The sequence below is a fragment of the Rhodovulum bhavnagarense genome (assembly GCF_004343505.1).
In the GTDB taxonomy this organism is placed as follows: domain Bacteria; phylum Pseudomonadota; class Alphaproteobacteria; order Rhodobacterales; family Rhodobacteraceae; genus Rhodovulum; species Rhodovulum bhavnagarense.
In genome coordinates this window covers 633098-657739 of sequence record NZ_SLXU01000001.1, presented here as the reverse complement: position 1 = coordinate 657739, position 24642 = coordinate 633098, and the positions used below count along the sequence as shown (strand labels likewise).

The 24642-nt window shown below is 63.0% G+C and carries 23 protein-coding genes; 12 read left to right on the top strand and 11 right to left on the bottom strand.

Annotated elements, in window-relative coordinates:
• Nucleotides 1-101 precede the first annotated feature (101 nt).
• The 7 genes from EV663_RS15945 to pyrH all read right to left on the bottom strand — a co-directional run bounded on the left by EV663_RS15945 (nucleotide 102) and on the right by pyrH (nucleotide 5762).
• Nucleotides 102-227, bottom strand: coding sequence for a hypothetical protein (locus EV663_RS15945; RefSeq protein WP_279432535.1), 126 nt, complete (start codon nucleotides 225-227; stop codon nucleotides 102-104).
• Nucleotides 228-312: 85 nt separating this feature from the next.
• A complete protein-coding gene (gene rseP / locus EV663_RS03270) occupies nucleotides 313-1659 on the bottom strand; it encodes an RIP metalloprotease RseP (RefSeq protein ID WP_132950315.1) in 1347 nt (448 codons plus the stop codon).
• 18 nt (nucleotides 1660-1677) lie between these two features.
• A complete protein-coding gene (gene dxr, locus EV663_RS03265) occupies nucleotides 1678-2859 on the bottom strand; it encodes a 1-deoxy-D-xylulose-5-phosphate reductoisomerase (protein ID WP_132950314.1) in 1182 nt (393 codons plus the stop codon).
• Between the two features lie 6 nt (nucleotides 2860-2865).
• A complete protein-coding gene (locus EV663_RS03260; RefSeq protein ID WP_132950313.1) occupies nucleotides 2866-3651 on the bottom strand; it encodes a phosphatidate cytidylyltransferase in 786 nt (261 codons plus the stop codon).
• On the bottom strand, nucleotides 3651-4376 hold the full coding sequence (uppS, locus tag EV663_RS03255) for a polyprenyl diphosphate synthase (RefSeq protein WP_279432534.1): 726 nt from the start codon (nucleotides 4374-4376) through the stop codon (nucleotides 3651-3653). Before uppS ends, EV663_RS03260 begins: the two co-directional genes overlap by 1 nt.
• A 36-nt stretch (nucleotides 4377-4412) precedes the next feature.
• A complete protein-coding gene (frr, locus tag EV663_RS03250; protein ID WP_132950312.1) occupies nucleotides 4413-4979 on the bottom strand; it encodes a ribosome recycling factor in 567 nt (188 codons plus the stop codon).
• A 45-nt stretch (nucleotides 4980-5024) separates the two neighbouring features.
• A complete protein-coding gene (gene pyrH / locus EV663_RS03245) occupies nucleotides 5025-5762 on the bottom strand; it encodes a UMP kinase (protein WP_132950311.1) in 738 nt (245 codons plus the stop codon).
• An 88-nt stretch (nucleotides 5763-5850) separates the two neighbouring features.
• On the opposite strand from pyrH, the gene miaA reads away from it, so the two are divergent.
• The 6 genes from miaA (at nucleotide 5851) to EV663_RS03215 (ending at nucleotide 14213) form a co-directional block, all read left to right on the top strand.
• On the top strand, nucleotides 5851-6741 hold the full coding sequence (miaA, locus tag EV663_RS03240) for a tRNA (adenosine(37)-N6)-dimethylallyltransferase MiaA (protein ID WP_132950310.1): 891 nt from the start codon (nucleotides 5851-5853) through the stop codon (nucleotides 6739-6741).
• Between the two features lie 98 nt (nucleotides 6742-6839).
• On the top strand, nucleotides 6840-7628 hold the full coding sequence (locus EV663_RS03235) for an AraC family transcriptional regulator (protein WP_132950309.1): 789 nt from the start codon (nucleotides 6840-6842) through the stop codon (nucleotides 7626-7628).
• A 207-nt stretch (nucleotides 7629-7835) separates the two neighbouring features.
• Entirely contained in the window at nucleotides 7836-9467 is a 1632-nt protein-coding gene (locus tag EV663_RS03230) for an ABC transporter substrate-binding protein (RefSeq protein ID WP_132950308.1), read from the top strand.
• Between the two features lie 115 nt (nucleotides 9468-9582).
• Complete coding sequence (locus EV663_RS03225) at nucleotides 9583-10638, top strand: ABC transporter permease (RefSeq protein ID WP_132950307.1); 1056 nt, start codon at nucleotides 9583-9585, stop codon at nucleotides 10636-10638.
• Between the two features lie 13 nt (nucleotides 10639-10651).
• Nucleotides 10652-12073 (top strand): ABC transporter permease, encoded by a 1422-nt coding sequence (locus tag EV663_RS03220; RefSeq protein WP_132950306.1) that lies wholly within the window; start codon nucleotides 10652-10654, stop codon nucleotides 12071-12073.
• Between the two features lie 55 nt (nucleotides 12074-12128).
• The gene (locus tag EV663_RS03215) at nucleotides 12129-14213 is read left to right on the top strand and encodes a dipeptide ABC transporter ATP-binding protein (protein WP_132950305.1); all 2085 of its coding nucleotides are present in this window, start codon (nucleotides 12129-12131) and stop codon (nucleotides 14211-14213) included.
• Nucleotides 14214-14259: 46 nt separating this feature from the next.
• Here the strand turns inward: EV663_RS03215 and EV663_RS03210 are convergent, their stop codons facing one another.
• Entirely contained in the window at nucleotides 14260-14874 is a 615-nt protein-coding gene (locus EV663_RS03210) for a helix-turn-helix domain-containing protein (RefSeq protein WP_425057107.1), read from the bottom strand.
• Between the two features lie 70 nt (nucleotides 14875-14944).
• On the opposite strand from EV663_RS03210, the gene EV663_RS03205 reads away from it, so the two are divergent.
• The 3 genes from EV663_RS03205 (at nucleotide 14945) to EV663_RS03195 (ending at nucleotide 18413) form a co-directional block, all read left to right on the top strand.
• Nucleotides 14945-16474 (top strand): class I adenylate-forming enzyme family protein, encoded by a 1530-nt coding sequence (locus EV663_RS03205; protein ID WP_132950303.1) that lies wholly within the window; start codon nucleotides 14945-14947, stop codon nucleotides 16472-16474.
• A complete protein-coding gene (locus EV663_RS03200; RefSeq protein WP_132950302.1) occupies nucleotides 16461-17114 on the top strand; it encodes a DsbA family oxidoreductase in 654 nt (217 codons plus the stop codon). The genes EV663_RS03205 and EV663_RS03200 overlap by 14 nt, the downstream gene beginning before the upstream one ends.
• Before the next feature lie 102 nt (nucleotides 17115-17216).
• Nucleotides 17217-18413 carry a multidrug effflux MFS transporter gene (locus EV663_RS03195; protein ID WP_132950301.1) on the top strand — a complete coding sequence of 399 codons (1197 nt, stop codon included), beginning with the start codon at nucleotides 17217-17219 and terminating at the stop codon, nucleotides 18411-18413.
• Nucleotides 18414-18472: 59 nt separating this feature from the next.
• On the opposite strand, the gene rpsI is transcribed toward EV663_RS03195, so the two are convergent.
• Together rpsI and rplM are read right to left on the bottom strand one after the other, a co-directional pair.
• A complete protein-coding gene (gene rpsI, locus EV663_RS03190; RefSeq protein ID WP_132950300.1) occupies nucleotides 18473-18964 on the bottom strand; it encodes a 30S ribosomal protein S9 in 492 nt (163 codons plus the stop codon).
• Nucleotides 18964-19428 (bottom strand): 50S ribosomal protein L13, encoded by a 465-nt coding sequence (gene rplM / locus EV663_RS03185; RefSeq protein ID WP_132950299.1) that lies wholly within the window; start codon nucleotides 19426-19428, stop codon nucleotides 18964-18966. Before rplM ends, rpsI begins: the two co-directional genes overlap by 1 nt.
• Nucleotides 19429-19794: 366 nt before the next feature.
• Here rplM and speD point away from each other — a divergent pair, with 366 nt between their 5' ends.
• On the top strand, nucleotides 19795-20301 hold the full coding sequence (gene speD / locus EV663_RS03180) for an adenosylmethionine decarboxylase (protein WP_132950298.1): 507 nt from the start codon (nucleotides 19795-19797) through the stop codon (nucleotides 20299-20301).
• A complete protein-coding gene (gene speE, locus EV663_RS03175) occupies nucleotides 20298-21143 on the top strand; it encodes a polyamine aminopropyltransferase (RefSeq protein ID WP_132950297.1) in 846 nt (281 codons plus the stop codon). The genes speD and speE overlap by 4 nt, the downstream gene beginning before the upstream one ends.
• Before the next feature lie 81 nt (nucleotides 21144-21224).
• On the opposite strand, the gene EV663_RS03170 is transcribed toward speE, so the two are convergent.
• A complete protein-coding gene (locus EV663_RS03170) occupies nucleotides 21225-22097 on the bottom strand; it encodes an NAD(P)-dependent oxidoreductase (protein ID WP_132950296.1) in 873 nt (290 codons plus the stop codon).
• A 76-nt stretch (nucleotides 22098-22173) separates the two neighbouring features.
• On the opposite strand from EV663_RS03170, the gene EV663_RS03165 reads away from it, so the two are divergent.
• Nucleotides 22174-24639 carry a penicillin acylase family protein gene (locus EV663_RS03165; protein WP_132950295.1) on the top strand — a complete coding sequence of 822 codons (2466 nt, stop codon included), beginning with the start codon at nucleotides 22174-22176 and terminating at the stop codon, nucleotides 24637-24639.
• Nucleotides 24640-24642: the final 3 nt, after the last annotated feature.

Below are 24642 nucleotides of genomic sequence, written 5' to 3'. Positions count from 1 at the left end.
CCCCGCCTTGCTAGCGGCATTGCCCCGTGATGTCAAAGCGCAGCAGCACCAATACCGTTCCCTTTGGCGCGGCCTCTATCGCCTGCCGACACGAGGATGTTTCACAGCGACCCAAGGAAGGCCGCCACCAAGAGGGCGAGCGCAATCGCCACCGGAAAGAGCATCCTGTCCCAGTTGATATCAAACAGCAGCGTCAAGCCGCGAACGGTGTGCTGGATATATTGCATCTGCGCCTCCTGCCCCTGTGCGCCGGCGCCCCCAAATGCGCCTGTGTCGGACGCTAGTCGACGAATGTGGCGTGATTTGGGCCTGTCAGGGACAAAAGATGTCGTTGCTCAAGGCAAAAACCATCACCGTCAGGATCAACGCCAGGCCCGCCCCCATCAACATGCGCAGCGCCTTGTCACTGGGCGGACGCCCGGTCACGGCCTCGTAGGCGTAAAAAACGAGGTGACCGCCATCGAGCACAGGAATCGGGAACAGGTTCAACAGACCAACCGCGGTCGACAACATACCAATGAACCAGATGAAGCTGACGACGCCCTGGCTGGCAGCCGCACCAGAACTTTCCGCAATTCCAAGCGGACCGGACAGGTTGCACGAACTGATCGTTCCGATCACCATGTGGTAAAGCCCAGAGAGGCTGGAGCGGATGATATGGAACAGTTGATCCACCCCGTAACCCAGCGCGCCCAACACCCCTGGCACACGCGTCGCGGGATCGAAAGACAGACCGCCGGTCATCCCGATCAGCCAACGCTGTTCAAACCCGCCATCGGCTAGCGGCAGGTCGACGCGCCGCGGCGTCAGGTCAAAACGCAACGTTTCGCCGGCACGCCACACGGTCAGTTCCAACGCCCGGCCGCCGCTTTCGGCCACGACGGCCTGAAGCTGCGAAAAGGCACTCACCTCCTGCCCGTCAAGCGCTAGGATGACATCGCCCGGCTTGAGTCCGACCTGGGCGGCGGCCGATCCCGGCTGCACCGTCTGGATCAGCGGCGGAAAGGGATAGGGCCCCGGCACGCGCAGGGTTTCACCCTCCCGCTCGACCTTGTAAAAAGGCACCTCACCGATGGGCAGCGCGTCAACCGCCTCGTAGAAGGCCGCGTAATCCGGTGTTTCGACCGAACCAAGCGCCAGGATACGGTCCCCTGCCCTGAGGCCGCCCTGTTCCAGCCTGCTTTCGGGCAGATCGACAAGCGTGCCGACGGTTGGCGGTTCGACCGCCTCGCCGCGGAAAAGGGCGACCATGGCAAATACAAGAATCGAAAGGGCGAAATTGAAAAGCGGTCCCGCCGCCACCGTCGCGCTGCGCGCCCAGAGCGGCGCGCCATGCATCGTGTTGCGTCGTGTTTTCGCGTCCATCTCACCCAGCGTGCCCTCATCCTTGCCGCTGGCCGCATTGCTGTCGCCCAGAAAGCGGACATAGCCCCCGAGCGGCAAGGCCGCGATCTGCCACCTCGTGCCGCGAGAATCCTTGCGCGAAAACAGAACCGGACCGAACCCCAGCGAGAATACCTCGGAATGGATGCCGGACCAGCGACCGACGATGTAATGGCCGTATTCGTGAACGGTCACGATGACGGACAGCGCAACCACGAAGGCAACTAGAGTGAACGCAGCACTCCCGAAAGACGGGATCAACGACAGAATATCCAATTCGATGGCCTTTGTGACTTACGGCTCGAGTGTCCGGACCACATCAGCGGCGGTCTGCCGTGCCAGATGGTCCACCTCAAGCACTTTCTCAAGACTGATCACGTCATTTGTGAGGCCGCTATCGCGCGAAAGACGATCAAGAACGTCCTCGACAACCTCGGCCATCTGCGTGAACCCGATCTGACCGCCAAGGAAGGCGTCAAGCGCGGCCTCTTTCGCGGCGTTGAAGGCCGCACCGCTCAGCCCTCCCGCGGCCATCACCTCGCGCGCAAGGCGCAGCGCGGGCCAGCGTTTTTCGCAGGCAGGGCGAAAGGTCAGTTGACCGACCTGCGCCAAGTCGAGCCGCGCCACCGGCAGTTCGTTCCGCTCGGGCCAGTTAAGCGCATAACCGATGGCGTGACGCATGTCCGGCGGGCCGACATGTGCCATGATCGCCCCGTCGCGGAAACCAACCAGCGCATGAACAAGGGATTCAGGATGGACAACGGCTTCGATCCGGGCGGGATCTATACCAAAGTATTCTTTTGTTTCAATTAGTTCCAGAGCCTTATTAAACATGGAGGCGCTGTCGACAGTGATCCTCTGGCCCATCGCCCAATTGGGGTGTGACGAGGCCTGTTCCGGTGTAGCCCTGACAAGATCCTCGATCGGCCAGTCGCGGAACGCCCCTCCCGAAGCGGTGATGATGACCCGCTCTACCGCCTCCATCTCTTCGCCGACCAGCGCCTGAAAAACAGCGGAATGTTCACTGTCAACCGGCAGAATGCGCGCCTTGTTCCGTTCAGCGGTTGCCAGCAACAGCGGTCCCGCTGTCACGAGGCTTTCCTTGTTGGCCAGGGCAAGCGTGGTGCCGTGTTTCAGTGCCCGCAGTCCCGGCACCAGCCCCGCCGCACCGACGATCGCGGACATGATCCAGTCCGAGGGGCGATCGGCCGCCTCTGCCAGCGCCTGCGCGCCTGCGGCGGCCTCGACGCCCGATCCGGCCAGCGCGGCCTTGAGATCGCCATAAAGCTCGGGATAGGCGGTCACGGCAAGGTCGGCCCCAAGATCCCTGGCCTGCTCTGCCAGGCGAGCAATGTTGCGCCCACCCGACAGCGCGACGACATCATAGGCTGCCGCACCACCCTGCCGGGTCAGCAAGTCAACCGTGTTCTCGCCGATCGAACCGGTGGCGCCAAAGATCGTGATCCGCCTGCGCATCTTTTCTCAGAACCTCACTTCGGGAACGTATACTAGCTGGGCCACCAGCAGCATGAACAGCGCCGCCCCCAGAAGCCCGTCAAACCGGTCGAACAATCCGCCATGGCCCGGGATCAGGGACGAGCTGTCCTTGACGCCCATGCGGCGTTTCAATGCGCTTTCGGCAATATCGCCCATCTGGCTCGCAAGCGACAGCGCCATCGAGATCCATGGCAGGTCAGGACCGGCATTGGTGAAACTCAGGAAGACAAGCCCGATCAGCATCGCCGCGAACCAGCCGCCCAAAGTGCCCGACCAGGTCTTTTTCGGGCTGACGCGCGGCCAGAATTTCGGACCTCCGATAAACCGGCCGGCGAAATAGCCCGCAACATCGGTCGCAATCACGACCAGCACCAGCCAGATCAGCCAGACCATGCCATAGGTGTCCCGAAACAGCGACAGCCCGAAACCCGCCGCCAGGATCGCAGCGGCGAATACCCCGAACAGAACCCGGTTCTGCCGCAACTGGACCGCCCCCGCCACGACCGGCACCATCAGCAGCGGCAGCGCGACAAGACCCGGCAAAGCCCGCGCCGACAGCACCGCCGCCCCGGCCAGAATCCCGAGTTGCAGCGCGGTCTTGCGCTGCGCGGGCGCGGTCATGCGCACAAGTTCCCAGACCATGAGACCACTGACCAGGGCTGCCAGCGCGGCAAACCAGGGCCCGCCCAGCCAGACCATCGCGATCCCCAGCGCCGCCATGCCCGCGCCAGAGGCCAGACGCGGCCCCAGATCTTCCCAATTGCCCGCCATCAGGCCCTCACCGCGCCAAAGCGCCTTTCGCGCGTGGAATAGGCATTCAATATCTCCTCGAAATGGGCGCGGGTGAAATCGGGCCAAAGGACCGGCGTGAATTCGTATTCCGCATAGGCCGATTGCCACAACAAGAAGTTCGAGATCCTTGCCTCTCCGCTGGTGCGGATGACCAGATCGGGGTCCGGCAGCAGGCATGTATCCAGGAAATGGGCCAGTGTCTCGGCATCGACGTCGTCCGGCGACAGACGGCCCGCGGCAACCTCGTGGGCAAGCCGCCTGGTCGCGCGCGCAACCTCATCGCGCCCGCCATAATTCAGTGCGATGGTCAGGTGAACCCGGTCGTTGCCCTCGGTCAGCTCCTCAAGCGAATGCATGAGCGAGACCAGTTTCGCGTCAAGCCGGTCACGATCGCCGATGAAACGCACCCGCACGCCCTCGGCATGCAGCGCCTCGGCCTCTTTCTGGATATAGCGCCGAAACAGCATCATCAGCCCGGCAATCTCGGCCTGGGTGCGTTTCCAGTTCTCGGTCGAGAAGGCAAAGATCGTCAGGTAGCGAATGCCAAGGTCAGGACAGGCCTCGACGATCTCGCGCACGCGGCGCGCACCGGCCTGGTGGCCGAAAAGACGCGGCCGGCCGCGCATCTGCGCCCACCGGCCGTTGCCGTCCATGATGATCGCGACATGTGCCGGACCGCCCTGTGTCCTGTGCTTTGCGGCCACGCCGTCCCCTTCCCGGCCCACGGGGGGCCGATTGCCTCAGACCTGCATGATCTCGGCTTGCTTGGTTTCCAGCGCCTTGTCGATCTGGGCGATGTGCTTGTCCGTCAATGCCTGGATTTCGTCGTGCCAGACCTTGTTATCATCCTCGCTCATGCCGGCATTCTTGGCCTTCTTGAGTTGTTCCATCCCGTCCCGGCGCACATTGCGCACGGCGATACGGGCCTGTTCGGCATATTGCGCGGCGACCTTGGTCAATTCGCGGCGCCGTTCCTCGTTCAGCTCGGGGATCGGCAGCATGATGATCGTGCCGTTGGTCTGCGGATTGATACCCAACCCCGATTCCATGATCGCCTTTTCAACCTTGTTCACCAATGCCTTGTCCCAGACATTGATGGTGACCATGCGCGGTTCGGGCACGTTGACGGTGCCGACCTGGTTGATCGGTGTCATCGAACCATAGGCATCCACCATCACCGGCTCCAGCATCGAGGCCGAGGCCCGCCCAGTCCGAAGGGATGAGAATTCATGTTTCAACGCGACCATCGCACCGTCCATCCGGCGCGTGAGGTCGTCGAGGTCGATTTCCAGTTCGTCTTCGGCCATTGTCTTCACTTCTCGTTCTTGCGGCGCCTGAGGGGCTCTATACCGCTAACCATGCACGATTGTATAGGTGCCTTGCCCGGCAAGGATGCCGCGGAACCCCCCCGGTTCATCCAGGCTGAACACGATGATCGGCAGGTCGTTGTCACGGGCCAGCGCGATGGCAGAGGCATCCATCACCTTGAGATTTTTCAGCAGGACATCATCATAGGTGATGTCGTCATAGCGTTTCGCATCGGCATGCCTTAGAGGGTCCTTGTCGTAGACCCCATCCACCTTGGTTCCCTTGAAGATCGCCTCGCAGGCCATCTCATTGGCACGCAGGGTCGCGGCCGTATCGGTGGTAAAGTAGGGGTTACCAGTACCGGCCGCGAATATGATGACCCGGCCCTTTTCGAGGTGCCGCACCGCGCGGCGGCGGATATAAGGTTCGGCCACCTCGTCCATGCGGATCGCGGTTATCACCCGACAGAAAACCCCCAGACCCTCAAGCGCGGACTGCATCGCAAGCGCGTTCATGACGGTGGCCAGCATCCCCATGTAATCGGCGGTGGTGCGCTCCATGCCCTGCGCGCTGCCCTGTAGCCCGCGAAAGATGTTGCCGCCCCCGATCACCATGCAGATTTCCACACCCATGTCGCGGACCGCCTTGACCTCGCGCGCGATGCGTTCGACCGTGGGCGGATGAAGCCCGTAGCCCTGGTCGCCCATCAGTGCCTCGCCCGAAATTTTCAAAAGCACGCGCCCGTAGGCCGGCGTCGGTTGATTGGCGCTGACGTCGCTCATAGGTTCTCCATTGTCTCGCTGTCTGGACTCGCCGCAAAATGTCGGAAAATACGGGCAGGTTCAACGACCAAACACATCGGGCGCATTCATGGATATCCCCCCTCTCGACCCAGCGCGCCCGGTGCTGATCGCCGGCCCCACCGCAAGCGGCAAATCCGCGCTTGCCATGGCGATTGCTCGCGCGCAGGGCGGCGTGATCGTGAATGCCGATGCGTTACAGGTATTCTCGACCTGGCGCATCCTGACCGCCCGGCCCACGGTTTCGCAAGAGACTGAACATCCACATGCGCTTTATGGCCATGTGCCCTTCGATGCGGAATATTCCGTGGGGCACTGGCTGCGCGAGATCGCACCGATCCTGTCGGGCGACACCCGCCCGATCATCGTCGGTGGCACCGGACTTTATTTCAACGCATTGACCGAGGGACTGGCCGAGATCCCGGCCACGCCCCCCGATATCCGCGCAGAGGCAGAGGCCCGGCTGGCCGCGCGGGGCGCTGAGGCATTGCTTGCAGAACTAGACGCCCCGAGTGCGGGGCGTATCGACCGGGCCAACCCTCGCCGTGTACAACGTGCCTGGGAGGTGTTGCAGGCGACCGGGCGCGGACTGGCTGACTGGCAAGACGCCACCCCGGCGCCGCTGTTGCCGCTTAACCAAGCGCAGGCGCTGGTGATCGAGGCCCCGCGCGACGCGATCAACGCCCGCATCGCGGCGCGGTTCGACGCGATGATCGCCGCGGGCGCACTGGAAGAGGTCCGCGCCGCACTGCCCCGTTGGAACGCAAGACGCCAGGCCGCGCAGGCCATAGGGGCGCCGGAACTGGTCGCGCATCTCGGCGGCGAGACGACGCTTGAGGCCGCCATTGACGCGGCCAAAATCGCCTCGCGCCAATACGCGAAGCGGCAGCGCACCTGGTTTCGCGCGCGGCTGAAACAGTGGGAGCGTGTTGTTCCCGACTGGCAAGCGACGGATGGATGAATGGAAAAATCCGCAGGATTACAACATGGTTTCCTTTACCCAAGGCCGCGAATCGGGGCATCGTAAATCACGACCGATCCGCGCCCGGAGCCGCCGCAATGTCACTGTTTCCCGAGATACGCCTGATCCCGGTCTCGCGCCTGACCCAGGGCAGCAAATGGCGCGTGCAGGCAATGCGAAGCTATTCCGCGCCGCAGTTGTTGTGGATCACCCGCGGACAAGGACGGATTACCGTGGGCGGCGTCACCCGCGGCTATGGCTCACATAACGCGATCTTCATCCCGGCACATACGATGCACAGCTTCGAGGTCACGAGCCAGGTCTACGGCACCGCGGTCATGTTCTCGGCTGGCTCGGACACCGACCTGCCCGAAACACCCCATCACCTGCGTATCCGTGACGGCATGGTACAAGGCGAATTCACCATACTGCTGGAAAGTCTTCAGCGAGAACTGGAGGGGCGCAAACCCGCCGCGAAACGGGCGATCCAACACCATGCCGGCCTGATATCGGTCTGGCTGGAACGGCGTATCGCCGATGCCGAGGAAACCATAACCACCCCGGAATCGGCGCGTCGTCTGGCTGCGGGCTTTGCGGCGCTGGTAGAAAAGGAATTCCGCACCGACAAGTCTGTTTCGGGTTACGCGGCGACGCTCGGGGTGACGCCGACGCACCTTACGCGGGTCTGCAAGCAGACCTGCGGACGCACCGCGTCTGAACTGCTGAGCGAACGCAAGATCAGCGAGGCGCGCCGCCTGCTTGCCGATACCCGCGCGCCGGTCAACCAGATCGCCACGGCACTTGGCTATGCCTCGCCGGCCTATTTCACCAGGGTCTTTCATGACCGCACCGGGCAATCACCCCTGACGTTCCGCCGGGCCGTCTGAGGTCGGGCCGTTGAGCTTGCGGTTGAAAACGGGGGCGATATCGTTTGCCTTGTCACCAAATGTCGTTTTCCCGCCAAATGCGGCGCGAGGGCGTGCCATTGCAGATCCAACCATGAATGGCCCCATGCAGGCCCACGGCGCCGGGCGGATTCGCCTCGGCCATGACCGCGGCCCCATCCTCAACGCGATACCAGGGAGACCCCCCGAATGAAGACCCATATCCACCCCGCCGCCCGGATGTATGCCCGCGAGGTCACCAAGGGCCAGATGAGCCGCCGCGAATTCCTGGGCCGGGCCACCGCGCTTGGCGTCAGCGCATCGGCGGCCTACGGGCTGATCGGCACGTCCTTCCCGGCCCGCGCGCAACCTGTGCCACGGATGGGGGGAACGCTGCGTATCCAGATGAACTGCCTCGAATTGAAAGATCCGCGCATCTACGACTGGTCGGAAATGTCCGCCGTAAGCCGCGGCGTGATCGAATACCTCGTCGAGGTTCAGCGCGACGGAACCCTGCGCCCGATGCTCTTGGAAAGCTGGGCGGCCAACGATGATGCCACCGAATACACGCTGAACGTCCGCAGGGGCGTGAACTGGAACGACGGTACGCCCTTTACCGCCGAGGATGTGGCCGCGAACATCATCGGCTGGTGCGATGAATCGGTTGAGGGCAACTCGATGGCCGCGCGCATGGCCTCGCTGATTTCGGACGGCCAGGCGGCTGAAGGCACGGTGGAAATCGTGGACAGTCACACCGTGAAGGTCAAGCCAAGGACCCCGGACGGGACGCTGATGTTCGGCATGGCCGACTATCCGGCGGCGATCGTGCCCAAGGACCGGATCGGCGAGGCCCTGACCGATCATGGCATCGGCACCGGCGCCTACATGATCGAGGAACTGAAAGTCGGCGAACGCATTGTCATGGTGAAAAACCCCGACCACACCTATTGGGGCGAGGCCTGGCTCGACCGTGTCGAGTTTCTCGATTACGGCACCGATCCCTCTGCCTGGCTGGCCGGGGCCGATGCTGACGAATTCGACATGACCTTCGAGATGGTATCGGATTTCATCGACATCTTTACCTCGATCGGCTGGGTCGAAAGCGAGGTCGGCACCTCGGTCACCGTCGTCATCCGCCCCAACCGCGAGGCCGAGGTAAACGGCATCCGGCCCTATGCCGATGTCCGCGTGCGTCGCGCGCTTGCGCTTGCGGTGGACAATGCGGTTCCCCTGGAACTGGGGATATCGGGCCGCGGACAGCAGTCGAACAACAACTACCATGTCGCCCCAGGTGTGCATCCGGATCATGCCGAGATTGCGCCCCACGAAAAGAACGTCGAAGAGGCCCGCCGCCTGATGAACGAGGCCGGCATGATGGAGTTCGAGCATGAACTGGTGTCCATCGACGACGATTATCGCAAGAACACCACCGACGCGGTGGCCGCGCAGTTGCGCGACGCGGGGTTCAAGGTCAAGCGCACCGTGATGCCGGGCTCGACCTTCTGGAACGACTGGACAAAATACCCCTTTTCCTCGACCAACTGGAACCATCGCGAAACCGGTATCCAGACACTGAACCTGGCCTATCGCTCGACTGCTGCCTGGAACGAGACCGGTTTTCGGTCGGCCGAGTTCGACGCGCTGCTGGACCAGGCAACCGCGATAGCCGATAGCGAAACCCGCAAGGCGATCATGGCAAGGCTGGAACAGATGATGGTGGACGAGGGCATAGCGATCATACCCTATTTCCGCTCGCTTTACCGTCATTACAAACCCGGCCTGGTTGGCGCGCAGATGCATCCCAAATTCGAGATCAACATCCACCATCTCGGCTGGGCCTGATCGCCCGCGTTCAGGGCAGGACGGGGCAGGCATTGCGCCTGCCCCCGTTTTTCTGGCAAGGGCCGGCACATTGGACCGGGCACCGGCGCCTGGGGAGACATGACAGGAGGGGCCGATGGCTCTCTTCATCCTGCGCCGGCTGGGCGTGATGGTGCTGACGGCGCTGTGCATGACGCTGATCGTATTCGCGCTGACCAACCTGCCGCCCAACCTCGAAAAGCTGGCCAAGACCCAGGCCGGCACCCGCATCACCGATGACGAGGTGCATAGCTGGCTGGAGCGCAATGGCTATAGCGCGCCGATCCTGCGACGTTATGGCGAATGGCTGGGCGTGGTGCCCGCATCGGTCGCGACCGATGCCGCGGGCAACGTGGTCGGCGGGCGCTGCCTGCGGGGCGTGCGGTCGACCAGCATCGAGCGCGTCCCGCGCTATTGCGGCGTGTTGCAAGGAGAATGGGGCTATTCCACGAAGTTCCGCGTACCCGTTTCCGACCTTGTCACCGAGAGACTGGCGCGCACAGGAGTTCTGATGTTCTGGGCCTTCGCTACAATGGTTCCGCTGGCCTTGATCTTCGGGGTTCTGGCCGGGATGCGCGAAGGCTCTGTCACGGACAGGACGCTATCGACCATCTCCATCGCATCGACCTCGACGCCGGAATACGTCTCGGGTGTCGTGTTCGTGGTGGTCTTCGCATCATCGGCGGTCGGGCTAAAATGGTTCACCGGTTCGGCCAAGTCCGCGGTGAACGGCATCACATTCGAGAATTTCACCCTGCCGGTCGCGACCATCGCGCTTTACGGCATGGGCTATATCGCTCGGATGACCCGGGCCAGCATGGCCGAAGTGATGACCGCGCAATACATCCGCACCGCGCGCCTGAAGGGTGTCAAGTTTCGCGACATCGTCTTGCGCCACGCCCTGCGCAACGCCCTGATCGCGCCCTTCACAATCGTAATGCTACAATTTCCATGGCTCTTGACCGGGGTAGTCATCGTCGAGGCGCTATTCGTATATCCCGGCTTCGGTGACGCGCTGGTGCAGGGGGCACAGAACAACGATATCGACCTGCTGCTTGCGGTATCGGTCGTGGCCGTTGTCGTGGTGCTGGTCACACAGCTGATTTCCGATATCGGCTATGCGCTGCTCAACCCGCGCATCCGTGTATCGTGACCGGAGAATGTCGATGGAACAGCTGAGCTGGACTGGCGCGCTTGGGCCATGGCTGAACCCCGCGATCGGGGCGGCCGTGCTGGCGTTTGGGATCGCGGCCATCGCGCATATGTTCGTCGCGCTCTTGACCGCCGGGCAGCGGTTGCAACACGCACCGGGCACCGCCGCACGCCACAGCCCCCTTGCATATCGCCTCACGCGGGGGGGGCTGTCCCTGGCACTGGGCGCCCTCGTCGTGGTCGCGCTGGCCTATCTTGTCGGCGGCATTCTTTTACCGCCCGATCAAAAGGGGATCATCGGATATCTTTCGACCCGGTTCTTGCCGGTCTGGATCGCACTGGGGCTGACCTTTGCGCTGTCTTTCGCGTTTCGGAGACGCCTGGGCCTTTATGGTCATCTGTTTGACAACCCGGTGGGCATGATCGGGCTGGGGCTGGTCTTGTTCTGGGTATTTACTGCCGTTTTCGCCGAAATGATCGTGACTTTCGACCCTGTGCGCGACGTTCTGCCTGGAATGAAGAACAGGGCGCCGGGCACACCGCTGGCCAATCCGGCGCAGGGACAGTTCGATCATTACCTTCTGGGGGGCGACATGCTGGCACGCGACGTGTTCTCGCGCATGGTGGCGGGTGCGCGGGTGGTGCTGGCAATCGCGCCGGCGGCTACCCTTTTTGCCTTCATGGTGGGGATCGTACTGGGGCTGCCAGCGGGATACCTTGGCGGTCGGTTCGACTCGATCCTGTCCTTTGCCGCCAATCTCGTGATGGCCTTCCCGGTGATCCTGCTGTTCTTCTTGCTCGTCACACCCGAGATCGTGGAGATGGGGGTTCCGGCCTACATGGCGGCCGTGCTGTTTCTCTTTCCGATCATCTTTCTCGTGATCCTGTGGAACGCGCGCTATCGCACCCACCCGATGCGGCGGAACATCCTGGTCGGGCTGACGTTTCTTATTGGCGGCTGGCTGTATCTGGGGCTGGCCTGGGATGCCGACCCGCTGGGGCTGATCTCGATCCCCGACGGCGTGCTGATCGTCTTCGTTTCTGTGGTCTTCGTCAATTCGCCGACCGTGTTTCGCATCGTGCGCGGCCTGACGCTGGATATACGCACCCGCGATTACGTGGCCGCCGCCCAGACCCGCGGCGAGGGCGCATGGTATATCATGCTGTGGGAAATCTTGCCCAATGCGCGCGGGCCGCTGCTGGTCGATTTCTGCCTGCGTATCGGCTATACAACGATCCTTTTGGGGACGCTTGGTTTTTTTGGGCTCGGGCTGCCGCCTGACAGCCCCGACTGGGGCAGTTCGATCAATGCGGGGCGAGGTTTGTTGCAGGTCTTTCCCTTCCCGCCGCTCGTCCCCGCCGTCGCGATCATGAGCCTTGTTCTTGGGCTTAACCTTCTGGCCGACGGTCTGCGCGAAGAAAGCCTGAAAGATTGAGCACGATGCCGACTCTATACGGAAAAATCACGGCCACCTCCGAAAGGACCGCGCCATGAGAAAAACCGACGCTGACGGCCCGATCCTGGAGATTGACAGCCTCTCGATCAGCTTTTTCACCCGCGCGCGGGAAATCCCGGCGGTGATGGATTTTTCTCTCACCGTCCAACCCGGCGAAGCGGTGGGCCTGGTCGGAGAATCCGGTTGCGGCAAGTCCACCGTGGCGTTGGGCGTAATGCAGGACCTGGGCACGAATGGGCGCATCGTCGGTGGCACGATAAGGTTCAAGGGGCGCGACCTGGCCCAGCTTGGCCGCGAGGAATTGCGCGACCTGCGTGGTTGCGAAATCGCGATGATCTACCAGGAACCGATGGCAAGCCTGAATCCGGCCATGAAGATCGGTCGCCAATTGATGGAAGTTCCCATGATCCACGGGGGCCTGTCCGCGAAACAGGCGCGCGCGATGGCTCTGCGAATGCTCGAGGATGTGCGCCTGCCCGATCCACGCCGCATCCTCAATGCCTATCCCCACCAGCTTTCAGGAGGGCAGCAACAGCGCATCGTGATAGCCATGGCGCTTATGTCCAAACCCTCGCTGTTGATCCTCGACGAACCCACCACCGCGCTGGATGTTACCGTCGAAGCGGGGATCGTCGACCTGGTCAGGGACCTGGGCCGCAAATATGGCACCTCGATGCTGTTCATCAGCCACAATCTCGGCCTCGTGATGGGGGTCTGCGACAGGGTCTGCGTGATGTATTCCGGCGAGGCGGTCGAACGCGGCAGCATCAAGGACGTGTTCGACGACATGCGCCACCCCTATACACAGGCTCTTTTCCGCTCGATCCCGAGGCCCGGCGCGGACAAGATCAGGCATCCCCTGGTGGCGATCCCGGGCAATTTCCCCCTGCCGCACGACCGGCCCGGCGGATGCAACTTCGGTCCGCGCTGTTCCTATTTCGAAGCTGGCCGCTGCGATGCGCAAAACCTTCACATGGCGCCCGTGCCCGGCAAGGACAGGCACGAAACCCGCTGCGTGCGGTTCCGCGAGATCGACTGGAACCAGCCCCTCCAGGCCCCGGACAGGGCCGCGCGCGCGCAGGTGGGCGAGGTTGTCCTGGAAATGGAAGGGCTGAGAAAATATTATGAGGTCACGCCCAATACCTTGTTCGGATCGGGCGGGAAAAGGGTAGTCAAGGCAAACGAGACGCTCAGTTTCGATGTGCGCGAGGCCGAGACACTGGCCATCGTGGGCGAATCCGGTTGCGGCAAATCCACCTTCGCCAAGGTGCTGATGGGGCTGGAAACCGCCACCGACGGCAAGATCACGCTGGATGGTCGCGAAATCCAGGACAAGCCGATCCACAAGCGCGGCCGCGCCCTTGTTGCCGATGTTCAGATGGTGTTTCAGAACCCGTTCGACACGTTGAACCCCTCGATGAGCGTAGGAACTCAGATCATGCGCGCGCTCGAGGTATTCGGCATAGGCCGCAGCGATGCAGAGCGGCGCGCGCGTATGCTGGAAATGCTGGACCTCGTGAAACTTCCCCGCGACTTTGCAAACCGCAGGCCCCGACAATTGTCGGGCGGACAGAAACAGAGGGTGGGGATCGCGCGGGCCTTTGCGGGGGGCGCGCGGATCGTGGTGGCGGATGAGCCAGTGTCGGCGCTCGATGTCAGCGTTCAGGCGGCTGTCGCCGACCTGCTCATGGACTTGCAACGCGAACGAAAGACGACGCTTCTGTTCATCAGCCACGACTTGTCTATCGTGCGTTACCTCAGTGACCGGGTGATGGTGATGTATCTCGGCCACGTGGTCGAGATCGGCGCTACAGAGCAGGTTTTCGCCCCCCCATACCACCCCTACACTGAGGCACTGCTATCTGCAGTCCCCATTGCCGATACACATTTGCAAAAGACCCGGATCGTCCTGGAGGGCGATATTCCCTCAGCGATGGACCCGCCGCCGGGCTGCCCGTTCCAAACCCGCTGCCGCTGGAAGGACCGTGTGCCGGGCCGGCTTTGCGAACGCGTTTTACCGCCGGACATCCCCCTGGGCGAAGGGCATCGGATCAAGTGCCACCTTTCCGCGGACGTGCTGGCCGAAATGGAACCAGTGATCAAGCCCGCGGCCACATGAGTCGCGAGTGGCCTTGACGGCGAGGCCGGAACCGGCATAGCCCCGATCACTCCAGCGAGGTCACCCAAAGCACGGTGGCATCCTCTTCGCTGAGCGAGATCACGTTATGCCCCATCTCGGCATCGTAATAGGCGCTATCGCCGCGGCGCATCTCTACAGGAGCGTAGAATTCCGTATAAAGTTGCACGACACCGGTCAGAACATAGAGGAATTCCTCGCCCGCATGGCGCACCCAGCCGTCGAACTCGGCCATGTCACGGGCCCGGATTCGAGTGCGATAAGGCATCATCCGCTTTTGGCTGAGGGCGCCGGCCATCAACTCGTGCTCGTAGGTGGCGGTGGCATGGCTGGCGCCCTCGCCCTTGCGCGTCACCGCCATGCGCCCGCCGCCATGCGCAGCGCGCGGGGGCGTGAAAAGCTGTGGCACGGTAATATCAAGGCCCGTGGCCAGCTTTTTCAGCGCATCATAGGTCGGCGACATCTGCGCGTTCTCGATCTTTGACAGCGTCGAACGGGCAAGCCCTGCGTGCTGGGCGGCCTGTTCGAGGGTCCAGCCCTTTTCGGTGCGCAGCTCGCGCACCCTCTGGCCGAGGTCGACCGCCTCGGGCGGGGCATCGGTGCCGCTGGCGCGGACGACGTGGATCAGGCTGTGTTCGCGCATCTCCTCCATGACATAACGGTCTAGTGCTTGCCCCTTGCAACCGCAAGGCCGCGGGGCTAGCACCCGGATCATGCAAGCGCTTTTCGACGAAGGGGCCCCGTCCCCCTGCCCCGCCCCGTTCAACCTCGCCGCCCATGTCCTGGCCGCGGCCGAAACCGATCCTGACAAGGTCGCGCTAGCCATCGTCGGCCCCCATGGCGCGGACCGGTGGAGCTATGCCCGCCTTGCCGCCGCGGTGCGGGGACTGGCCACTGGTCTGACAGAGATGGGGCTGCAACCCGGCGCGCATGTCCTGCTACGCCTGGGCAACGGGGTCGAGTTCCCCATCGGATTCTTGGGCGCAATCGCGGCTGGCCTCATACCGGTGCCGACCTCGGCGCAACTGACTGGCCCCGAGATCACGAAACTGGCTGCCGAGGTGCAACCGGGTGCAATCCTGGCAGGGCCGAATATCGCCCTGCCCGACCACTGCGATGCACCGGTTCTGGATATCGCCGGACAGCGCACCTTTTACGAGGCCTCGCCTGCCGACTATGTCATGGGAGACCCGGAGCGGGCCGCCTATGTCGTCTATACCTCGGGCACCTCGGGCCGGCCGCGCGGCGTCATCCACGCCCATCGCGCGGTCTGGGCGCGGCGGATGATGTGGGACGGCTGGTACGGTCTGACCAAGGACGACCGGTTGCTGCACGCGGGCGCCTTCAACTGGACCTATACTCTGGGCACGGGCCTTCTGGATCCCTGGGCTATAGGCGCGACCGCCCTGATCCCCGCCCCCGGCGTGCGGCCGGCGCAATTGCCACTGCTCCTCAAACGCTTTGACGCCACGATCTTTGCCGCCGCACCCGGTGTTTACCGACCGATGCTGCGCGACTTTCCTCAGGTGGTGCTGCCGCGGCTGCGCCATGGCCTGTCGGCAGGCGAGAAACTGCCCGAAGCCACCCGCGCCGCATGGATCGAGGCCACCGGCACCGAGGTCTACGAGGCGTTGGGCATGTCGGAATGTTCAACGTTCATCTCGGGCAGCCCGGCGCGGCCCGCGCCGCCGGGCGCCTCTGGCTATCCGCAACCGGGGCGTCGCCTCGCCGTGCTGGACCCAGGTCACCGGCCGGTCGAACGTGGCGAACCGGGGCAACTTGCCGTATCCGGCCGCGATCCCGGCCTGATGCTGGGCTATCTACGCGCCGAGGCCGAGGCCAAGCACCGTTTCGACGGCGAATGGTTCCTGACCGGCGACATGGTCCAGATGGCAGAGGATGGCGCGATCACCTACCTGGGACGCACCGACGACATGCTGAACGCAGGCGGCGTTCGGGTCTCGCCGCTGGAGGTCGAGCGCGCCCTGATGGACCACCCGGCAATCCACGAGGTCGCCGCGACCGAGATCGCCATCAAGGCCGACACCACAGTCATCGCCGCTTTCTATACCGGCGAGCGCGCCGAGGACGAGGCGCTGCACGCCTTCGCGGCAGAACGGCTGGCGCGTTACAAACAGCCCCGGCTTTACGTCCACATGGACGAGTTGCCCAAGGGTGCCAACGGCAAGCTGAACCGGCGCCTGATCCGCCAACGCTATGAGGCCGGACATGATCGCGCTTGATATCTTTGTCGATCCGATCTGCCCATGGTGCCTTATCGGCAAACACCTGCTGGATGATGCGCTGATGCGCCATCCCGATCATCCCTTCGCGATTAATTGGCTGCCGTTCCAGTTGAATCCCGACATGCCCACGGAGGGCATGGATCGGCGCGCTTATCTCGAGGCGAAATTCGGCGGCAGGGCCGAGGCCACAAAGATCTATGCCGAGATCGACCAACACGCCCGCGATGCCGGCCTCGTGATCAATTTCGCCGCAATCGGCCGCACCCCCAATACGCTGAATGCGCATCGGCTGATCCACTGGGCCGGGATCGAGGGGCGGCAGCAGGCAGTCGTATCCTTCCTGTTCGAGGCCTATTTCCAGAACGGGCAGGATATTGGCGACGTCGTTGTTCTGACGGCGATTGCCGAACGCGCGGAAATGGACGTAGGGGTGATCACCCGCCTTTTGGCCAGCGAAGCGGATGCCGATACGATCCGTGACAGCGACATCCATGCACGAGAACGTGGCGTAACGGGCGTTCCCACGTTCATTCTGGCCAATACCCATGTGGTGGTCGGGGCGCAGCCCACCGCGCTGTGGGAAAAGGTGATTGCAGAGCTAAAGGGGCACGCGCAGGCCCCGCAGAGGCTTCAGTGACCACCGGACAACCGAATTGACCGTCTTTCGGCATTTCGGCTGGTGCGGGGGGCGGCCCTGACGCAAAACGAGGGCACTCCCTCCCCCGGAAAGGACGAAAGAATGAACACCCGGCGCCTTTCGCGGACAGAGTTCATCGCGATGATCGCGCTCTTGTATGCGACGGTCGCCTTTTCTATCGACGCGATGCTGCCCGCCCTGCCCCGGATCGGTGCCGAACTAACCCCCGAGAACATCAACCACGCACAATTCGTCGTGACGTTTTTCGTGGCCGGGATGGGCTTGGGCACAATGATCGCGGGGCCGCTGTCGGACTCTTTGGGGCGCAAGCGGGTGATCCTGGGCGGTTCGGCACTTTACGTGGCGGGCGCGCTGATGGCCGGTATCGGGCAGACCCTTGAGCTGGTGCTTGCGGGGCGCATCCTGCAAGGCTTTGGCGCAGCGGGGCCGCGGGTCGTTGGCCTGGCGATCGTCCGCGATCTTTATTCCGGCCGCGACATGGCGCGGATCGTGTCTTTTGTAATGATGATCTTTACCCTTTTGCCCGCCCTGGCACCCAGCATCGGCGCGTTGGTCATCCTGTTCTTTGGCTGGCGCGGAATTTTCGGCGCCTTTGTCGTCTTCGCCTTGTTCTCGGTGGGGTGGTTTGCACTGCGTCAGCCCGAAACATTGCCCTCGACCAACCGCCGCCCACTCGCGGCGGCCCCCCTGAGAGCGGCCGCAGGCGAGGTGTTTGCAGATCCCGTCGCACGCACCGCGACGCTGGTTCAGACGTTGATCTTTTCGGTGCTGTTCATGTTCCTGACCTCGACCCAGCAGGTGTTCGACCAGTATTTCGGGCGCGGCGACGGTTTTCCGCTATGGTTCGGCCTGATCGCGTTTATCGCGGGCGGCGCGAGTTTTCTCAACGCCATGCTGGTCGTCAAGCTGGGGATGCGGTTCCTGATCCGTGTCACGCTGATCGTGCAGACTGGCCTGTCGGCGGCTATGATGATCGCGCTGTGGACAGGTGTCTTGGCCCCCTGGGCAGAATTTCCGGCCTATGTGATCTGGTCGATCACAATTTTTGGAATGCTCGGGCTGACCGTGGGCAACCTGAACGCCCTGGCCATGGAGCCGCTGGGCCATATCGCGGGCATGGCTGCCTCGATCATCGGGGCGTTATCCACAGTGATGTCGGCAATTCTTGCCCTGCCCGTGGGACAGCTTTTCGACGGCACCCCCCGTCCTCTGGCAACCGGCACGTTCCTGGCGGTTGCCTCGGCGCTGGTGCTGATGCACCGCCTCCCCGAGCGATAGAAAAAAGCAAAAGGGCCGCGCGAAAACGCGCGGCCCCGATGCGTATTCGAAACGCCAGATCAGCGCTTGGAGAACTGGAAGCTCCGACGAGCCTTGCGGCGGCCGAATTTCTTGCGTTCCACCACACGGCTGTCGCGGGTCAGGAAGCCGGCGGCTTTCAATGCGCCGCGCAGAGCGGGATCGTAAAGCTGCAACGCCTTGGAAATGCCGTGCTTGACCGCACCGGCCTGGCCCGACAGACCGCCGCCCTTGACGGTGGCCTGAACGTCGAACTGATCGACCACGCCCGCCACCTGAAACGGCTGACGCAGGATCATCTGCAACACCGGGCGGGCAAAATAGGCACGCATTTCCTTACCGTTCACCGTGACCTTGCCCGAACCGGGCTTGATCCAGACACGGGCGACTGCATCTTTCCGCTTGCCGGTGGCATAGGAACGGCCAAACTCGTCACGAACGGGTTCGCGCGGGGCGTCCAGGTCGACAAGAACCGAAGCCTCGCCGGAAACGGCCTCGTTCAACTGGTCGAGGGATTTGATTTCTTCGGCCATCATGCGCTCCGGGTGTTCTTTTTATTCATGGACTTTACGTCCAGCACTTCGGGGTTCTGTGCCTCGTGCGGATGCTCGGCCCCGGCATAGACGCGCAGGTTGGTCATCTGCTTGCGCGACAGACGGTTGCCCGGCAGCATGCGCTTGACCGCGGCGGTCACGACACGCTCGGGATAGGCGCCCTCAAGGATCTGGGCGGCGGTGCGATGCTTGATCCCGCCGGGATGACCGGTGTGCCAATAGTATTTCTTGTCGGCGCGCTTGTTGCCGGTCATCTGCACCTTGTCGGCGTTGATGACGATGACATTGTCACCCATGTCCATGTGCGGGGTAAAGGTTGCCTTGTGCTTGCCACGCAGGCGCATGGCGACGATCGAGGCGAGACGGCCGAGAACGACGCCCTCGGCGTCGATCACGATCCATTTCTTCTCGATATCCGCCGGGGTAGCGGTGTAGGTTTTCATGTTTCTGCCCTATCGGAAAAAGGTCCAGAGGCTGGCCATATCGACGCGGCCCCATTCGGGATGGCGCAGTTCTAAGGATTTGGCGCACGCAGTCAAGGGCCTTTCCTTCCAACTTGTTATTGTATTTCAATACCTTAAAAAATCGGTATCAAAATACCCCAAAACATTGAACAATCGATACGCATCTGAATGCGATAAATCCCGCGCGGCCACAAATCCGGCCTGTCACGAAATCTTCCCTTGAACGACTCATCCGAACCCCTTAGGTGCCCCCCACACGATCGGAACCGATCCCAACTTCGGCAGATACCGGGGGGGCGCTAAGGAACCGACTGGATTCAATCTGCTGGTAAGAAGGGGCGCGCCATGACTGACGCCAACCTCTTCCAACTGGGGATCGGTCTGGAGACAGGCGCCCATGCGGAAGATACCCGCGGCCTTGCGGCCGCAAATACGACTCGTGACGTTTTCGACGAGGACCGCGAGGATCATTTCATCCGCCGCGATGGCCGGGTCTTTGCCGGCACCCACCTGATCATCGAGGTGGTCAACGGCCACGGCCTGGACGACGAGGCCCGGATCGACCAGGCGTTCCGCGACTGCGTGGACGAATGCGGCGCGACCCTGCTGCACATCCACACCCACAAGTTCACCCCGCAGGGCGTGAGCGGGGTCGCCGTTCTGGCCGAGTCCCACATCTCGGTCCACACCTGGCCGGAAATCGGCTATGGCGCCTTCGACGTGTTCATGTGCGGCGATGCCAACCCCTGGCGGGCGGTCGATGTGCTCAAGCGCGCCTTCGGCACGCAGGACGTGCGCGTGCAGGAACTGCTGCGCGGCGACGGGCTGGTTTCCGAAAGCCAGGCAGCATGACAACCTGGGTCCGCGAAAGTCTGCATCCCGACTACGCGCAATCCCTGCGCGTGGACGAGATGCTGTATGACAGCGAAACCGCGCATCAGCGGCTGAAGGTTTTCCAGAATGGAACCTTTGGTAGGGTGCTGACGCTGGACGACGTTGTTCAGACCACCGAGGGTGACAATTTCATCTATCACGAGATGATGACCCATGTGCCGATCCTTGCGCATGGGGCGGCGCGCCGCGTGCTGATCATCGGCGGTGGCGATGGCGGCATGGCACGCGAGGTTCTGCGCCATGCCACGATCGAGCATGTCACCATGGTCGAGATCGACGCGGGCGTAGTGGATTTTTCGAAACACTACCTGCCGATGCTCAGCGCGGGCGCCTTTGACGATCCTCGTCTGAACCTCGTGATCGACGACGGCGCGGCCTTCATTCGCACCACCGCCGAGACATTCGACGTCATAATCGTTGATTCGACCGACCCCATCGGACCGGGCGAGGTGTTGTTCACCGACACGTTCTACGGCCATGCCAAGCGTGCGCTGAATCAAAGTGGCATCCTTGTCACCCAGAATGGCGTGCCCTTCATGCAGGGGGACGAACTCACCAATACGATGCGCGCGTTCAAGGCGCTCTTTGCCGACTGGTCGTGTTATCTCGCCACGATCCCGACCTATGCGGGAGGACCAATGGCCTTTGGCTGGGGGACGGATGGCGATGCCGGGCAGGTCAGCCTCGAACAGCTCGAGGCACGCTATGCCGCCGCTGGTATCGAGACGGACTATTACACCCCCGCCGTCCACAAAGGTGCGTTTGCCCTGCCCGGCTATGTTTCACGGCTGATGCCCTGAAAACCACCGGGCGGGTGGTGAATGTAAAGACATGGACAAGGCCCGGCACCCGCCGGGCCTTGCTCGTTGTCCCGACACCCTTCAGCCCATGGCCCGCAGCCGCCTGACCAGGCTGGAGGTATCCCAGCGCCCGCCTCCCATCTTTTGAATATCCTTGTAGAACTGGTCGACCAGCGCAGTAACCGGCAGGCTGGCGCCGGTCTCGTTGGCGGTTTCCAGGCAGATGCCCAGATCCTTGCGCATCCAGTCCACGGCAAAGCCATGCTCGAACATGTCATCCAGCATGGACTCGTAACGGTTGAGCATCTGCCAGCTACCGGCTGCCCCGCCACCGATCACCTCGACCACGGCGCGACCGTCCAGCCCAGCCTTTTCGGCGAAATGCAACCCCTCGGACAAGCTCTGAACCAGCCCGGCAATACAGATCTGGTTGACCATCTTGGTCAACTGTCCCGTCCCGGTCTCGCCCATCCGACGCGCCAACTTGGCATAGGCCGCGATGACCGGCTCGGCACTGGCATAGGCTGCCGAGTCGCCGCCACACATGACCACAAGCTGGCCGTTCTCCGCCCCCGCCTGTCCACCAGAGATGGGCGCGTCAAGAAAAGCGATCCCTCCCGCGGCAGCGGCCAGTGCCATTTCACGCGTGACCACGACTGAAACCGTGGTGTGATCGACAAAGACCGCCCCCTCGGACATCCCCGCGAACGCGCCGGTCTCGCCCGTGCAGACCGCGCGTAGATCATCGTCATTTCCCACGCAAGCCATCACGAACTCGGCGCCCGAAGCGGCCTCTGCCGGGGTGGACGCCGCCCGGCCACCATGCAGGGCCACCCAATTCTCGGCCTTTGCGGCAGTGCGGTTGTAGACGGTGACCTCGTGCCCCCGCGCGGCAAGATGGCCGGCCATCGGATAGCCCATGACGCCAAGACCCAGAAACGCGACTTTGGCCATTGCCCCCCCTGATTGCATGTGCTGCCTTTTGCACTTACCTAACGGCTGGGTTCAGGGCGTCAATAACGGGTCAGACATGGCGATGCTTTTCCGCTGGCTTTTGCGGCTTTTCGTGATTGCGGTCGCCGCCGTAGGGCTGGGGGTGGCGACGGTCTATTACCTCGCTTCGCGATCGCTGCCTGATTATGACGCAGAGTATACGCTTGCGGGCCTTGAGGCGCCGGTTGAGATTGTGCGCGACAACGCGAGTGTCCCGCATGTTTTCGGCGAAACCGACGCGGACGTGTTCTTTGGGCTGGGCTTTGCCCATGCGCAAGACCGTCTTTGGCAGATGACCATGATGCGGCGCACCGCCCAGGGCCGGCTGTCCGAATTGTTCGGTGAACGCACTTTGAAAATAGACGAATTGATCCGGCGGCTTGACCTATATGGCCTGGCGCAGAAATCAGTGGCGGCGCAAGATCCCGAGACGCGCGCAGCGCTTGACGCCTATGCCCGCGGTGTCAATGCCTGGATCACCACGGTCAACGCTAAGGCGATGGGGCGCGGGGCACCGGAATTCTTCCTGTTCGATCCAGAGGTGGCCTATTGGCAGCCCGCCGATTCACTCGCCCTGGTCAAGCTCATGGGCCTTCAGCTTTCAGCCCACCTGGAGGAAGAGGTGTTGCGCGCGCGCCTGTCCCTGCTGATCGACGGGAACCGCGTTCGCGATCTCATGCCCGATGCGCCCGGCGCGGGGGTGATGGCGATCGACTATGCCGCGATTGCCCCGGGTGTGACGCGGTCAAGCGCGCCGTTGACGCGCATGGCCGAGGGCCCGCTCTCGCCCTTCCCTGCTCGCGCGCTGGCAGGCGCCTCCAATGCCTGGGCCGCAACCCCGCGTCGTGCAGCCGCCGGCGGCAGCCTGCTAGCCAACGATCCACACCTGGGCTTTACCGCGCCCTCGCCATGGTACCTGGCGCGGATCGAACTGTCCTCGGGGGCGGTGATCGGCGGCACGATACCAGGCATTCCCACGGTTTTGGCCGGGCGCTCGGACATGCTGGGCTGGGCGATCACCTCGTCCTATCTCGACGATCAAGACGTGTTCCTCGAACGGCTCAACCCCGAAAACCCAGACGAGTATCTCACGCCCGAGGGCTACAAGCCCTTCGAGACGCGGCGCACCATCATCAAGGTTGCCGATTCCGACCCCGTGACCATCACCCTACGATGGACAGAGAACGGCCCCGTTCTGCCGGGCGGCCATTACGACCTCGCCTCTATCACGCCGCCGGGGCATGTGACCTCGCTTGGCTGGACATTGCTGTCGGGCGCGGACACCTCGATGAGCGCGGCGATCGGGATCATGCGCGCCCAGGACGTCGACCAGGCGATCGAGGCCGGACGGCTCTTCATTGCGCCGTCGCAGAACCTGACCGTGGTCGATCACGAACGTATCGCGATCCAGATGATCGGCGCGATGCCCCGTCGCCAGGCCGCAAACCAGGGCATGGGCCGCCTGCCCGTGCCCGGCTGGCGCGCGGAAAACCGGTGGCAAGGTTGGTTGAACTACGCCGCCAACCCGCGCGTGCTCGACCCCGAGGGTGGCATACTGGGAAACACGAACAACAAGCTGGTCGACCGCCCCTTTCCGCTGCATGTCAGCTATCACTGGGGCGACACGCAACGCATCCAGCGCTGGAAAAGGCTGATGGAAAGCCGCGAGGTTCACACCCGCGAAAGCTTTATCGAGGCGCAGCTTGACGCGGTATCTTTTACCGCGCGTTCGCTGTTGCCACTTATCGGGCGCGATTTGTGGTTCACCGGTGACCCCGCCCCCGCCGGCAGCCCCGAACGCCGCCGCCAACGTGCGCTGGAACTGCTGGCCGAGTGGAACGGCGAGATGAACGAGCACCTACCCGAACCGCTGATCTATGCGGCATGGCTGAGGCGTTTACAGGACAGACTGATCCGGGACGAGCTTGGCCCGCTTGCCGATACCTTTACCCATGTCGAACCGCTGTTTGTCGAACGGGTCTTTCGCAACGTCGACGGCGCCGGGCAATGGTGCGACATCCGCCAATCCAGCGCAACCGAGACATGCACCGAGATCGCCCGGCGCGCACTGGACGAGGCGCTGTTGTGGCTTGACGAGACCTATGGCGGCCAGCTTGAGGCGCTGCGCTGGGGCGAGGCCCATCAGGCGTTTCACATGCACCAGGTCCTTGGCGAAACGCCGCTGCTGAAATGGATAGTCAACATCCGCCAGCCGACGTCGGGCGGGGACAACACGCTCAACCGGGGCCTGACCCGCGGCACCGCGCCTGATCCGTTTGTCAACGTGCATGGGGCGGGCTATCGTGGCGTCTATGACTTTGCCGATCCCGAAAGCTCTGTCTTCATCATCGCAACCGGGCAATCGGGCCATCCGCTTAGCCGACATTACGATGACTTGGGGGAACTGTGGCGGCGCGGGGAATATATACCGATGACGCTTGACCCTGATCTCGCCCGTGCCGCCGCGGTAGGGACAAGCCGTCTTATCCCGGCGCATGACTGAGCA

What these genes read in the sequence shown, in the direction of transcription:
- EV663_RS03235 (WP_132950309.1), top strand. Translation starts at nt 6,840, where the DNA reads ATGTCACTGTTTCCCGAGATACGCCTGATCCCGGTCTCGCGCCTGACC.
- rpsI (WP_132950300.1), bottom strand. Translation starts at nt 18,964, where the DNA reads ATGGCCGAAGAAATCAAATCCCTCGACCAGTTGAACGAGGCCGTTTCC.
- frr (WP_132950312.1), bottom strand. Translation starts at nt 4,979, where the DNA reads ATGGCCGAAGACGAACTGGAAATCGACCTCGACGACCTCACGCGCCGG.
- EV663_RS03230 (WP_132950308.1), top strand. Translation starts at nt 7,836, where the DNA reads ATGAAGACCCATATCCACCCCGCCGCCCGGATGTATGCCCGCGAGGTC.
- EV663_RS03225 (WP_132950307.1), top strand. Translation starts at nt 9,583, where the DNA reads ATGGCTCTCTTCATCCTGCGCCGGCTGGGCGTGATGGTGCTGACGGCG.
- EV663_RS15945 (WP_279432535.1), bottom strand. Translation starts at nt 227, where the DNA reads ATGCAATATATCCAGCACACCGTTCGCGGCTTGACGCTGCTGTTTGAT.
- EV663_RS03200 (WP_132950302.1), top strand. Translation starts at nt 16,461, where the DNA reads ATGATCGCGCTTGATATCTTTGTCGATCCGATCTGCCCATGGTGCCTT.
- speD (WP_132950298.1), top strand. Translation starts at nt 19,795, where the DNA reads ATGACTGACGCCAACCTCTTCCAACTGGGGATCGGTCTGGAGACAGGC.
- speE (WP_132950297.1), top strand. Translation starts at nt 20,298, where the DNA reads ATGACAACCTGGGTCCGCGAAAGTCTGCATCCCGACTACGCGCAATCC.
- EV663_RS03220 (WP_132950306.1), top strand. Translation starts at nt 10,652, where the DNA reads ATGGAACAGCTGAGCTGGACTGGCGCGCTTGGGCCATGGCTGAACCCC.
- dxr (WP_132950314.1), bottom strand. Translation starts at nt 2,859, where the DNA reads ATGCGCAGGCGGATCACGATCTTTGGCGCCACCGGTTCGATCGGCGAG.
- EV663_RS03170 (WP_132950296.1), bottom strand. Translation starts at nt 22,097, where the DNA reads ATGGCCAAAGTCGCGTTTCTGGGTCTTGGCGTCATGGGCTATCCGATG.
- EV663_RS03205 (WP_132950303.1), top strand. Translation starts at nt 14,945, where the DNA reads ATGCAAGCGCTTTTCGACGAAGGGGCCCCGTCCCCCTGCCCCGCCCCG.
- EV663_RS03165 (WP_132950295.1), top strand. Translation starts at nt 22,174, where the DNA reads ATGGCGATGCTTTTCCGCTGGCTTTTGCGGCTTTTCGTGATTGCGGTC.
- EV663_RS03195 (WP_132950301.1), top strand. Translation starts at nt 17,217, where the DNA reads ATGAACACCCGGCGCCTTTCGCGGACAGAGTTCATCGCGATGATCGCG.
- miaA (WP_132950310.1), top strand. Translation starts at nt 5,851, where the DNA reads ATGGATATCCCCCCTCTCGACCCAGCGCGCCCGGTGCTGATCGCCGGC.
- EV663_RS03215 (WP_132950305.1), top strand. Translation starts at nt 12,129, where the DNA reads ATGAGAAAAACCGACGCTGACGGCCCGATCCTGGAGATTGACAGCCTC.
- EV663_RS03210 (WP_425057107.1), bottom strand. Translation starts at nt 14,874, where the DNA reads ATGCGCGAACACAGCCTGATCCACGTCGTCCGCGCCAGCGGCACCGAT.
- pyrH (WP_132950311.1), bottom strand. Translation starts at nt 5,762, where the DNA reads ATGAGCGACGTCAGCGCCAATCAACCGACGCCGGCCTACGGGCGCGTG.
- EV663_RS03260 (WP_132950313.1), bottom strand. Translation starts at nt 3,651, where the DNA reads ATGGCGGGCAATTGGGAAGATCTGGGGCCGCGTCTGGCCTCTGGCGCG.
- rplM (WP_132950299.1), bottom strand. Translation starts at nt 19,428, where the DNA reads ATGAAAACCTACACCGCTACCCCGGCGGATATCGAGAAGAAATGGATC.